Annotated in this window: 10 protein-coding genes and 1 pseudogene; 4 read left to right on the forward strand and 7 right to left on the reverse strand. The window is 55.5% G+C overall.

Annotated elements, in window-relative coordinates; translation table 11 throughout:
• Positions 1-228, reverse strand: a pseudogene (locus M891_RS23810) (IS110 family transposase); the annotation flags it as partial.
• 382 nt (positions 229-610) lie between these two features.
• Here M891_RS23810 and ku point away from each other — a divergent pair.
• Complete coding sequence (gene ku / locus M891_RS0111965; protein WP_028539006.1) at positions 611-1588, forward strand: non-homologous end joining protein Ku; 978 nt, start codon at positions 611-613, stop codon at positions 1586-1588.
• 46 nt (positions 1589-1634) lie between these two features.
• Here the strand turns inward: ku and M891_RS0111970 are convergent, their stop codons facing one another.
• Positions 1635-2582, reverse strand: a complete 948-nt coding sequence (locus tag M891_RS0111970; protein WP_028539007.1) for an ATP-dependent DNA ligase — start codon at positions 2580-2582, stop codon at positions 1635-1637.
• A gap of 212 nt (positions 2583-2794) precedes the next feature.
• Here M891_RS0111970 and ligD point away from each other — a divergent pair, with 212 nt between their 5' ends.
• Complete coding sequence (ligD, locus tag M891_RS0111975; RefSeq protein ID WP_028539008.1) at positions 2795-3694, forward strand: non-homologous end-joining DNA ligase; 900 nt, start codon at positions 2795-2797, stop codon at positions 3692-3694.
• A gap of 34 nt (positions 3695-3728) precedes the next feature.
• Here the strand turns inward: ligD and cls are convergent, their stop codons facing one another.
• Entirely contained in the window at positions 3729-5159 is a 1431-nt protein-coding gene (cls, locus tag M891_RS0111980; RefSeq protein ID WP_028539009.1) for a cardiolipin synthase, read from the reverse strand.
• A 181-nt stretch (positions 5160-5340) separates the two neighbouring features.
• Here cls and M891_RS0111985 point away from each other — a divergent pair, with 181 nt between their 5' ends.
• Both M891_RS0111985 and M891_RS0111990 read left to right on the forward strand, forming a co-directional pair.
• A complete protein-coding gene (locus M891_RS0111985) occupies positions 5341-6339 on the forward strand; it encodes a M23 family metallopeptidase (RefSeq protein WP_016313196.1) in 999 nt (332 codons plus the stop codon).
• Between the two features lie 32 nt (positions 6340-6371).
• Positions 6372-6785 (forward strand): bactofilin family protein, encoded by a 414-nt coding sequence (locus M891_RS0111990; RefSeq protein ID WP_016313197.1) that lies wholly within the window; start codon positions 6372-6374, stop codon positions 6783-6785.
• Between the two features lie 95 nt (positions 6786-6880).
• Here M891_RS0111990 and M891_RS0111995 read toward each other — a convergent pair whose 3' ends face one another.
• From M891_RS0111995 to M891_RS0112010, 4 genes are all read right to left on the reverse strand, one after another.
• Positions 6881-7651, reverse strand: coding sequence for an ABC transporter permease (locus M891_RS0111995; RefSeq protein WP_016313198.1), 771 nt, complete (start codon positions 7649-7651; stop codon positions 6881-6883).
• Entirely contained in the window at positions 7644-8558 is a 915-nt protein-coding gene (locus tag M891_RS0112000) for an ABC transporter ATP-binding protein (RefSeq protein WP_036700256.1), read from the reverse strand. The genes M891_RS0111995 and M891_RS0112000 overlap by 8 nt, the downstream gene beginning before the upstream one ends.
• Before the next feature lie 257 nt (positions 8559-8815).
• Positions 8816-10687, reverse strand: a complete 1872-nt coding sequence (locus tag M891_RS0112005) for an ABC transporter ATP-binding protein (protein ID WP_028539011.1) — start codon at positions 10685-10687, stop codon at positions 8816-8818.
• Entirely contained in the window at positions 10684-12402 is a 1719-nt protein-coding gene (locus M891_RS0112010) for an ABC transporter ATP-binding protein (protein ID WP_036700288.1), read from the reverse strand. Before M891_RS0112010 ends, M891_RS0112005 begins: the two co-directional genes overlap by 4 nt.
• Positions 12403-12452 lie beyond the last annotated feature (50 nt).

Raw genomic sequence — 12452 nt, forward strand, 5'->3', positions numbered from 1 at the left:
CCCCATGGAGGTGATCCAGCGATAGGTTTCGTAACCTGTGGGTCCTGCCTCGTAGCAAAACGATAGCGTTTCGGCCGCTCCCAGCTCTTTGATAAGCTTGCGTAACGCTGCCGGTGTGTGGGGAATGCTCCCGTAATAGCGTGGAGCTTCCCCGCTCACATCTGCAATTGCAACCGAAATTTTTTCTTTGGATACATCTAAACCGACGAATTTTGTGGTAGACTGCATAGTATCAGCTCTCCTTTGCTATGTAGCTCTGAAATGGTTTGGGTTAATCACTATCCATTTTAACCTACGAGATGTAGCAATTTGGAGGGCTGTCTTTGTTTTACGTTCATCTTAGCTAGAAAGTCATGGTATCTGCTCCAGCAACCTGCCCACATCACCACGTCCACAATATCCGTTACAGCAACATTTCGTGCTGCCTCAAATCCTTGCTAGGCCTGTCCTCATTATATCGGTCCACTGCACCCCCCGCAACCGCAGAACACCGGAACGAAGATTCACTCCCCTCACGTAAATAGAAAATAGATTTCAAACCATACTACGGATTAATAGCAAATTTGCCTGCGACGATTTTGAAGGATGCACAAAGAAAGGGGTTTACACGATGCATACCGTCTGGAAAGGAGCGATCAGCTTCGGGCTGGTCCATGTACCGGTCAAAATGTTTTCGGCCACCGAAGACAAGGACATCTCCATGAAATACATCCATAAAGTGTGCGGCAGCCCGATTTCGTATGTACGGCGTTGTCCGGCGTGTGACGTTGACGTGAATTGGGAAGATATTTCGCGCGGTTATGAATACGAGAAGGGCAAGTACGTTCTATTTGAAAAAGAAGAATTGGAGCAGTTGTCTGCCAACGCCGAAAAAACGATCAAGATCATCGATTTCGTGGATTTGAAGGAAATCGATCCGATTTATTTTCAGAAGACGTATTACTTGGCGCCGGATCAAGCCGGAGGGAATGCGTATCAACTGCTGCTTGAAGCGATGCGGGATACGGGGAAAATCGGGATTGCCAAAATCGCCATCCGCTCCAAAAGCAGCTTAGCTGCCATCCGCGTGATGGAAGGGTGTTTAGCGATCGAAACGATCTTCTATCCAGATGAGATCCGCCCGATCTCCCAAGTGCCTAACTTGCCGGAGAACGTTCAAGTGAACGACAAAGAGCTGACGATGGCGAAAATGCTGATCGAACAGCTGTCCACCCCATTCGAGCCGGAGAAATACACCGACGACTACCGCGAAGGGTTACTACAAATGATTGAGCAAAAAGTCGCCGGCGAGGAAATCAGCCTGGCTCCGGCCAAGCCGGAGACCAACGTCATCGACCTCATGGCGGCGCTGCAGGCGAGCATCGAGGCAGTCAAGCCGCCGGTGGCGACCGATCCGGGTCCCGCCGCTGCGGCTCCAGCCAAACGGACGCGGAAGACCGCCGCCAAGAAAGCCAAGGCCGAGGACGAAGCCGCTCCCGCTGCAGGGAAGGCCAAAAAAGCTGGTGCAGACAATGAGACCGTAACGCCAACCGTTGCCGTGAAGCCGAAGCCCAAGCGCCGCACCACCACCAAGCCGGAGGCAAAATAGAGCAAAGGCGTCATCGTCACCGCTTGTTGGTCGAACCGTCAGCCGTTTACATGCTTTGCTCCATATGACAAGCCTCAGGCGGGACATTCGCCCATCCTTGGATAATCGGGTGGCGCATCGTACCGCCGGGCGTCCACTCCAGGAACTGCACCTTAACCGTTAAGGCCGGCTGAATCCAGACGGCCCCTTTCATGCGTTCAGGGACGTTGGCAAACGGGCGATCCGGGATGATGAGCGGCTTTACGTTCTCAGTCAGATCTCGCCAGTCCGCTCCCTTCCATTTGCCGCTGCCGGCATGGCCGATGTAGATGAACCGTCCCTCTGGGTCGTACAAGCCCAACAAGATGGCGTTCACCCCGCCGTCCCGGTAGGTCACTCCGCCAATGGCGGCATACAGGTCGCGGGCCAGCTTTTTCTTGACCCAACGAGCATCCTTGCCGCCAAACGCATAGGTGCTGTCGAGCCGCTTGGAGACAATACCTTCCCACCCCCGTTGCTTCATCAAGTCGTACAGCAGCTCCCCGTCCGCCACATTGGGGACGATCTGCACCCGCTCGGAAGGGATGACCAGCTCTTGCAACAGCTGTTGGCGATGCGTTAATGGCTCTCCATTCACCCACTTGCCGTCATAATGCAAGATGTCGAAGATCATATAGATCGCCGGAATCCGCTGAGCGGCAAAGCGAATCTCCTGCTCTCGCCGCAAGCTGTCCCGCCGCATGATCTCGTGAAACGACGGCTTGCCGCCGGAGAGAGCGATCATCTCGCCGTCAAGAATGACCGAATGCGCCCGGCAGAATTCCCCAGTATCCAGAAACTCCGGATACTGCATACTTCGATCATTGCCCTTGCGGTTGATCAGTTTGACCTCGCGGCCGTCATTATAGGTTAACATCCGCACTCCGTCCCATTTGACCTGGGCCACCCATTCTTCGCCTTGTGGGATCGACTCGCTGCGAATCGGTTCAAATGGGATGATCGGTTTCCATTCCATGCCGCTTCTTCACCTCCCCGCTCCAATGTGCCTATTCTGGTTCTTACCTTCTCCAAACCCGAACTGCCGCTTGCTCCCTAATTTGCCCCTGCCTCGCTTGAACCATTCCGGAGGTTCGTTCGCTCATAGTTTCCTCGCCCTCAGGCAAGCCTAGAATCAACAACCCGAAGCAGGCGAACATCTTTCATCGATTCCAGCAAGGAGGAACCGTTATGCCCCGAACGATCAAAGGAACGATTACCGTCGAAGGCGAAGAGATTCCCATCTCTAACCCGGACAAGCTATTGTGGCCTGAAGCCGGCATCACCAAGCAAATGTACTTGGAGAAGCTGGCCGAGCTGTCGCCTTACCTGCTGAAATATTGCCGCAACCGTCTGCTGACGACGATTCGTTATCCCGGCGGCATTCACGGCAAGTTTTTTTACCAGAAAAATGCCCCCGAACCGCTCCCGCCCTTCGTTCGAACGGCCATTCATGAGAACATCAATTATGTCGTGCTTGACCGGCTGCCGGTGCTGCTGTGGCTGGGCAACTTGGCTTGCATCGAATTTCATCCGTCTCTGCATTATGTCGGGGAGGAACTGCCATGCGAATGGATGATCGACCTGGACCCCACGCTGGAGGACGAACCGCGGATTATGGAGGCCGCGGCTTTGGTTGGAGATATTTTGACGTCGCTGGGCTTGCAATCGGTGCCGAAGACGTCCGGCGCCACCGGCGTGCAGATCATTGTACCGATCGAATACGGCATCACCTTTGACGAGCTGCGGATGGTTGGTCATTTTGTCGCCCGCTACGTCACCGAGAAGCACCCTCACCTATTTACCATTGAACGGCTCAAAAAAGACCGCGGCGACAAAATCTACTTCGACTACTTGCAGCATTACGCCGGCAAAACGCTGGCAGCTCCCTATACCCCTCGCGCCCGGGAAGCCGCCAGCGTATCGACTCCGTTAACCTGGGATGAGGTACGGAAGAACCCGAGGCCTGCGGATTTTAACCTGCTGAATATCGGTCAACGCCTGAAGGAGCGGGGAGATTTGCTTGAGACCGTCCCTCCCCAGTCCCTTCAGCTGATTTTGCAGCATTTAAAATCTCCTGTCCGGGCCTAGCGATGGAAGCTCTCGCCGCACTCGCTGCTAACCGCTACAACAACGGCGACAGCAGCCGTGCCAGCAGCTCCAGCATTTTCTGCCCTTGCGGCCGCTGAGTAAATTCCTCAAACACCACTGGGCTCGAATCGAGCAGATCCTGCTTGAAGTCGCTCTCGAGCCGAGCGATGGTCTCCGGATCCAACAACAACGCTGTCATTTCGAAGTTATAAAAAAAGCTGCGCATATCCATGTTCGCGGTTCCCACCGAAGCGAGCAGATCGTCGATGATCATCACTTTGGCATGAATAAAGCCCTTCGTATACTGAAAGAACTTGACCCCGGCCTCGAGCAGCTCCTCCACGTAAGACAAGGAAGCCAGCTTCACCAACCGACTGTCCGAATGGTAAGGCATGAGGATGATCACTTCGATTCCGCTTAATGCCGCCGTTTTCAGGGCGGAATATACGCTGGGGTCGGGAATGAAATAGGGCGAAGCGATCCAGATCCGGCGCTTCGCCACCGCAATCGAATTAAAGCACATTTCATGAATCGGGTTGCGCAGCAAATTGGGTCCGCTGGTCAAGATCTGCACCTGCTCCTGACCAGACCCTTCATGGGGCGGAAACAGAGCGGGGTCTCCAAGATCCTGCCCCGATGCCAGCAGCCAATCCTCCAGGAAGGTGAGCTGCAAATAATAAACCGAATCTCCATTCAGTTGCAGATGCGTGTCGCGCCAGTACCCCATTTTTTCATAAAGACCGAGATAGTCGTCGCCCACATTTAATCCGCCTACGAATCCGAACTTCCCATCCACCACAAGAATTTTCCGATGATTGCGATAATTGACCCGGCGGTTCAGCATAGCCACTCGTGCCGGCAGAAAGAAGAAAACCTCCACCCCGGCTGCCCGAAGCCGCTCAATAAATGCATGCTCCAGCTTAAAGCTTCCCAGCCCATCGCAGATCATCCGGACCTTGACCCCTTCCCGGGCTTTCCGGATCATCACTTCGGCAAAGGCCGAGCCAATCATGTCGCTGCGGAAAATATAAAATTCCAGATGAATATGATCTCGTGCTTGCTCCATCCGCTCCAGCATGGCCCCAAACGCTTTTTCCCCGGAGGAATACACTTGCGTTTGATTTCGGCCAGTGATCGGATTGGCCGCATGGTGCGTCAGCAGCTGATACAGCCGCTCCTGATGATGCATTTCCGGGTTGCTCATCTCCTGCAAGCGGACCGGACTTGCCAAGTGATTGCGCAGCAGCATCCGTAAGCTAAGGAATGGGACGGGACCCCGGTGCAGCAGTTTTTTGCGCTTCCGATAGTCCCGGGCCATGAAATAGTAGAGGACGGGACCTAAGGGTGGGCACAAAAACAAGATAAACATCCAGGCAACCGCTTTGGCGGGATTGCGGAATTCCAGCAGCAGGATCAATGCAACGTGTACGATAAAAAGAAGTAAAATGCCAATCAGCCAGAGCATGCCTTCCACCCTCCCCTGCCATCATCATTAACCATCCGGCCTGCGGTTTATTCATGTCAGATTTCGAAATTTAACGGATTCCGCCGTATTTATATTAGACAGGACCCGTTTTTTTGACATGATTTAAGAATCATAGGAATAGATAAGTTATAGAACCAACGAAGCGTAGGGAGGGGATGCCATGAGGAGCGTAAGCGTACCGAATCCCAACCGGATGACGCTGCTTGTCCTTCGGGATGCCAATCGGCCCGTCAAACAGATGCAAGTCTCCAAGCCGCTTGTCGTTGCCGTGCCTTTGCTGGCGCTGCTGTCTATTTCCGGGCTGATCGTCAGCCTGCAAGTTCGCTCGGAACAGACCGTTTCTCGCCTGGAACATCAGCTTGAGCAGCAAACCCTGGCCTTTGAAGCGGTGGTGACCAACAAGGATGAAGCGATTCAGCGCTTGCAGAACGAAGTGATCTCCTTATCAAGCCAGTCCAAGGAAATGATGGAACGGATGGAGCGGGTAGCCGAGCTTGAAGCCGAGCTGCAGAAATTTATTGATAAATACGGAGATGGGGATGCGAAGAATCTTGGCAAGCTGTCTTCGTTGTCCTGGGACGAGACGCTGGACGCTCTGGGGGACAGCGGGGTTGGCGGTGAGTTCATCGCTGTGCATGACAATGAGATTGAGAGACTCGCAGCGAGTACGCGAGACGAATTTGCCGCGATGAACGAAATGCTGGACGAGATGGAGAAGCACGTTCCGCTCACCTTGAAAAAAGCGAAGCAGACCCAATACTCCCTCTCGGGCACACCGTCGGAATGGCCCACGCTGTCCACTCGGCTAACCTCGAATTTCGGGTACCGTACCGATCCCTTTACCGGCCGAGCCGCATTTCATGCGGGCATCGACATTGCCGGTAAAGTCGGAGACCCTGTGTATGCCGCTGCGGCTGGCAAGGTCATCACTGCCGACCGGGACGGGTCCCACGGCAAATACATTGTGATTGAGCACCCGGGCGGCCTGCAAACCTGGTACATGCATCTCAGCGACATTGATGTTTCCGTAGGGGATGAGGTGAAGAAGGGGGCCAGCATCGGCAACTTGGGCAGCACCGGACGCAGTACCGGACCCCATCTGCATTTTGAGATCGTCAAGGGCGGCAAAGCCGTTGACCCGATGCCTTATTTGAAGTAATCCGCATGTGGAAAGGAAGTTGATGAAGCGCTATGTTCAAAGACAAGAAAGCCCCTCGTCTGACCGATACCCTGATCGGTCAGGGCAGCTTGGTGGAAGGCAAGCTGGAGTGCAAGTCCAATCTGCGTGTGGAGGGTCAAATTCACGGAGAAATTGATTGCAAGGGACAGGTCATCATTGGCGAAACCGGCGAGGCTATCTCCAATATTAAAGGCGCCGATGTCATCGTCGCTGGCAAAGTGGTCGGTGATATCACCACCACCGGGAAACTCACGATTACGGCCAGCGGTCAAATCGACGGCAACGTGGATGTGGCCAAGCTGATCATCGTCGAAGGCGGGCTGCTGAACGGTTCGAGCAAAATGGAACGGGTGGCCGCCGCTGCTGCCCCAACGGCCTCTAGCGGCAAAGGCAAGGTCAAGAAAGCACGCCCTGAAGCAGGTTAAAAGTGAATCCGTGATAGATAAAGAAGCTCCCGCCGATGAGAAAGGCAGGAGCTTCTTTCATGTGCAACCTATGCAGCTTATACGGCTTACGCAACTTACGCCGCTACGTCGCGTTTTTTAAATACAAGCCAAGCCACCGCCAGGAACAGCAGGACGTAAACTGCCAGCACCGTAATAGAGAAGCCCAGCGTCATTCCGGCCGGCCCGACCTGCCCCCCGCGATATTGACCTAAGTCCATATTGGTAAACAGCAAGTATTTGGCCCAAGCATAACGCGACGGATGGAACAACAACGTAAAGATGTTGCCTGCAAACAAGATGAAGATCGACAGCCCGATCGCGATACCGCTGGAGCGAAAAACCGTCGACAGCATAAACGAAAATGCTGCAATGACCAGCAGATCAACATAGCTGTACAGCAGGCTTTCCAGAATCCGGCTTAAGGGGCTGTCCCCCAGATATTGCGACGGCTCATTCGAAAAGATCAGGAACGAAACAGCCAGCGCGATGACGAAAAATACCGCGCTCATCGCCAACGTAAATAACAGCACAGCCAGCAGCTTGGACAGCAGCACTTTCGTCCGCGTCCATGGTCGGATCAGCAGCAGCTTGATCGTTCCCCAGGTGAACTCGCCGGCTACGATATCAGCGGCAATCACAGCCGCATAGATGCTGACGAGATAATACAGGAAGCTCAGTTGGTCCAACGCATCCCAGGCGCTCATCCGCTGGCTTCCGCCGTCCAGCGAGAACAGCACCCCAAACAGGATCGTCAGTAAGACAAGCAGCCCGAACATGATCCAGGTGCGAACCCGCCGATAAATTTTCATATTTTCGTTTTGGACCAGCGCGAGAAAATTATTCAATGTCCTTCCCTCCCGTCAGCTCCAAGAATTGATCCTCCAGCGAACGCGTCACCGCCTGGATCGCGTACACGTCAATGCCCGCCATGACCAGCTTCGCGTTGATCTCCGCCACTGCTTTCCGGTCGGCAGATACGATCAGTCGGCCGCCTTCGAGGTGTCCGCCTTCGATCAGCGCCGCCGCACGCTGCGGATCGCTTACGTCGAAGGCCGTTTCCAGTGCCCGGCCTTCGGCAGCTTCCGGATGCAGGGACTTGACATCCACCAGTCGTCCCTGCTGAATGACCGCAACCGTGTCGCACATCAGCTCCATTTCCGACAGCAAATGGCTGGAGACAAACACGGTCGTTCCTTCCTCCCGCGCCAGCGCCCGCAGATAATCGCGGAGCTCGCGGATGCCCTGCGGGTCGAGCCCGTTGGTGGGCTCGTCCAGCACCAGCAGCTTCGGCCGATGCAGGATGGCCTGCGCGACGCCCAGCCGCTGGCGCATACCCAGCGAGTACGTCTTGACCTTGTCATGGATACGGTTCTGCATGCCAACCCGCTCGACCGCCTCCCAGATCCGTTCTTTCGTGACTCCCGGAGACATGCGAGCATAATGCAGCAAATTCTGGTACCCGGTCAGAAACTTGTACATCTCCGGGTTCTCCACGATGGCGCCGACATGCGAAATCGCCTCTTCGAAACGATCCTTGATGCTGGCTCCTTCGATCAGAATATCGCCTTCCGATATCGACATCAGGCCAACCATCATCCGGATCGTCGTCGTCTTCCCGGCTCCGTTAGGTCCCAGGAAGCCGTACACTTGTCCTCTCGGAATGTCCAGCGTTAATCGGTCGATCAGTGTCTTACTGCCGATGCGCTTGGTGACGTCCCGCATGCGTACGACGGGTTCCTGCGTCAACTCCATTGGATACTCCCCACTCTCTTTGCAAACTGTATCCCGTTCAATCAGGATAATTTCCCCTATTCTACCATAAGCTATCCTTCAGCTAAAGCTCCGGGCAGTGATGAGGGACTGATAGCGGGCTGACATAGGTCCATCGCCCCACACCCGGATTAACCCGGGCGATCAACTAGAAAATGACCCGGGGTTGACCCGGGTCATCATAACCCCTAGCTGGCCTTCAGACCAACAATGAGCGCCTGGAGCTAGATTCGGACGTCTCATGCACCGTCAGCCTGCGGCTCCTCGCCGTACCAAAGCTGGCGGAAGCTGGCGCTGGTGGCGAGCAGTTGCTCCGCCGTGCCTTCGGCTTCAATCGTGCCGTCCTTCAGCACGATGATATGGTCCGCGTGCGAGAGCGCAGCCTTGCGATGAGACACCACGAGGCAGGTGGCCTCACCTCGAGATTGGAACAACCGCTCCCACAGCTTCCGTTCGGTCTCGACGTCGAGCGCGCTTGACAAGTCGTCGAACACGTACAGCTGTGCCTCGCGCACGAGCATCCGGGCCGCCGCGGTCCGCTGGACCTGGCCGCCGGAGAGCTTGACCCCGCGCGGCCCGACCATCGTGTCGAGGCCGTGGGCGAGCTGTGCCACGTCGTCTTCGAGCACGGCGACGTGCAGCGCCTGCGTCAGGCTGCTCTCGTCCTCTGGCAGCCCGAGCAAGATGTTGTTCCGCAGCTTGTCGCTGTACAGGCGCGGGATTTGCGCCGTATACGCACTTTGCGGCGGAACAAAAAAGTCAGCCGGCGTACGGACAAGGCGGCCGTTCCAGCGGATCTCCCCGGCTTCCGCCGGCAGGAGGCCGAGCAATGCCCGCAGCAGCGTCGTTTTGCCGGAGCCGATCATGCCGGTCACGACCGTAAACGAGCCGCGCGGCAGCCGCAGGCTGATGTTCTCGATGCCCCGGCCGGTCTCGGGATAGCGATACGTCAGTCCCCTTGCCTCCAGCAGCTGCAGCGGCTCCACCGGCAGATAGGCAGCCATCCGATGTGGTTCCCCCTGCACTAATGCGAGTTCCGACAGAGACGGCTCCAACCCCGAGCCGCTTAACGCCGTTGCCGCGCTCTTCATCCCGTGATCGGCTTCGGATGCTCTCCGCTTGCCGATCCCGATGTATGCGGGAGCCGTCAGCAGCTTGGCGGGGGCGCCTTGAAGCATGTGCTTCAAGCGGGAGAAGCTGATCGCCATTTGCTTATAAAACGTCATAAAGTTCCCAACGTTCGAAATCAACTGCGTGACAAAGGTTAAGTAATAAATGAACAGCGACAAGTCACCGACGGAAAACGAACCGCTCCGCATCTTGTAGCCGGCCAACACCAGAATCAGTCCGGTGCCGAGGTTAACGGAGTTCGTAAACACAGAGGACAGCGATTCAGTAATCAGCTTATCCTTGACCATCATCTTCCGCCGCTCATCGCTCAGCCGTTCGAACCGCCGGACGATCCGCTCTTCCGCTCCCGCGACTTGAATCGCCTGCACGTTGGCGAACATCTCGCTGATAGAGCTGGTCACATTCGCCGTGGCAGTGCGGCTGGCAGCCCGGTACTTCTGAATGCGCGCTGTCGCAATTTGCGCCGCGGTCACAACCAGAATGAGCGGGACGAAGACGAAGAACGTCAGCTGCGCATCGATCGAAATCAAAATATAACTGGAGATGATCACAAAGCCCATCAGGCCAAACATATCCACCGACCAGCTCATCGCTTCTTCCGCTTGATCCACGTCATCCCGGAAGTTGCTGATCGCTTCCCCCGGGGCGCAAGGAATTGCTTTGGCGCCGGGCTCCCGAAGCACATGGGCCAGCATATTCCGCCGCAGCAGCATGCTGATCCGGAATCGGTAGCTGCCGTCCGTAAAGCAGCCCACAGCGATCATCGCGATGCGCGCCAGCGCCACACCGATCAGCAACGCCGTTAGACCCTCCACTCCAAACGGGAGGTTGACGTTGCCTTCTAGGTTATCGAAGAACGCCTTCGTAATCAGTCCCGGAAGCAGCGGAATCATATGGATGATCGTCCAAGAGAGCAGGTTCGCGATATAAATCGCCGGTCGATTCAGCAGCAATCTCCAGAAAAAATGCCGCGTACTCATGCCAACACCTCCTCCAGACCAACGGACAACATCCGACTGAATCGAGAGCCCGGATCAGCCGCCAGCTCTTTGCGTGGTCCATATTCTACGATTCGCCCGTTCTCCAGAATAAGGATATGATCGGCGCGTTGTACCGTCGATAAACGGTGCGCGATCATCATGCACGTCCGCGACTCCAACAGCCGGTTGATCGCGGTCTCGATTCGTTGTTCGGTCAGCGGGTCGAGGCGCGAGCTGGCTTCGTCCAGAATCACCAACCCTGGATTCGTCAGGAATACCCGGGCAAATGCCAGCAGCTGCGCTTCACCTGCCGACAGGCTGCCCCCTCCGGAGGAGAGCACCGTATCCAGCCCATCCGGCAAGGCCGCATACCATTCCTGCAATCCCAGCTCATTTAACACGGCGATGATGTCCTCATCTCGGATGCTTTCATCAAACAAAGCCAAGTTATCGCGGACGGTGCCTTCCATAATCTCGATATTTTGCGTCACCATCGCCACCTTGCTCCGCAGCTCGTGCAGCTTGCACTCACGGATATCGATGCCTGACAGCTCGATCTTGCCTTGCTGTGGATCGTAGAAGCGCAGTAATAGCCGTGCCAATGTCGATTTGCCGCTGCCGGTGCGGCCCAGCAAGCCCAGCGTTTCCCCCGGCTTCAGCATCAGATCTATGTTCTGCAGTGTCGGCTCCCCCTCTTCCTCGTACGAGAACGTCAGCCGGTCGATTTTTACGGATAATGGCCCCTTCGGCAACGGTGCACCTGGACCGTCAGTAATCCGTGATTTCGTATTCAGCAGGTCCCGGACACGGATCAGGCTGGCGTCGGCTTTTTGCAGATCATCCAACTGAGTACGGATCTTCTCGATTGGCTGAGCCAACAGTTCCGTGTAATAAAACACGAGGTAAATTGAACCGATCGTCAGCTCCCCTCGTCTCCATAACCAGGCGCAAACCAGAAAAGCAGCGGCATTACCCAGGGCGAATACGAGAATCGTTGTCCCCCACATCATGCCGAAGCCCACTGATGCGCGAACGCGTACCGGTAACATCCGCCGTGCCATCGCATAGAAGCGCTCCAGCACGTAACCGGCAGCTCCATTCGCCCGGGTATCCTCGGTACCTTCCAATTGTTCGCCGATAAAGCCGTAAAGCTCGGCATTTTGGGCGCGCCATTTGGTCCACACCGGAACCATAAATTCGCGAATTTTCCGAATCATGAAGATAGCGCCAACGACAAACAAGCTCATGGCCGCACCAATCCAGATGCTTTCACGGAACAACAGCAACAGGATGCCCGTCATCAGCAGTAAATTTCCGATCATGTGGATCAGGAAGCTGGAGAAGAAGTTGGCCAGCGCATTGACGTCCCCATCCACCCGTTCAATCAATGAGCCGGAGGTGTTCGATTTATGGAACGACATATCCAGCGACAGACAATGTCTGACGAGGTCTGCCCGCAGCTTGTTCGTCGTGGTCCAGCCCAGGTTCTCACTGAAGTAAGACGCACACACCGATACGAGCTGCTGAACCAGAGAGAAACCGATGAAGAGTCCCGCCGCGATATATAATGGCTTCAAGCTTCCTTCCCCTTGGGCGGTATCGATAAAATAACGAATGACTTGCGGATTGATCAACTGCAGAGCAATCGAGATCAACAGCAGCGCAGCCATTTTAATTAGCAGCTTGCGTTGCGTGAACACGTATTTCTCCAGCATTTCGCGATAATGCCCGAGAGGTCTCGTCCTTCGTTTGCCGCTTTGCGATG

It is taken from the genome of Paenibacillus sp. J14, from assembly GCF_000518465.1.
GTDB lineage: Bacteria > Bacillota > Bacilli > Paenibacillales > Paenibacillaceae > Fontibacillus > Fontibacillus barengoltzii.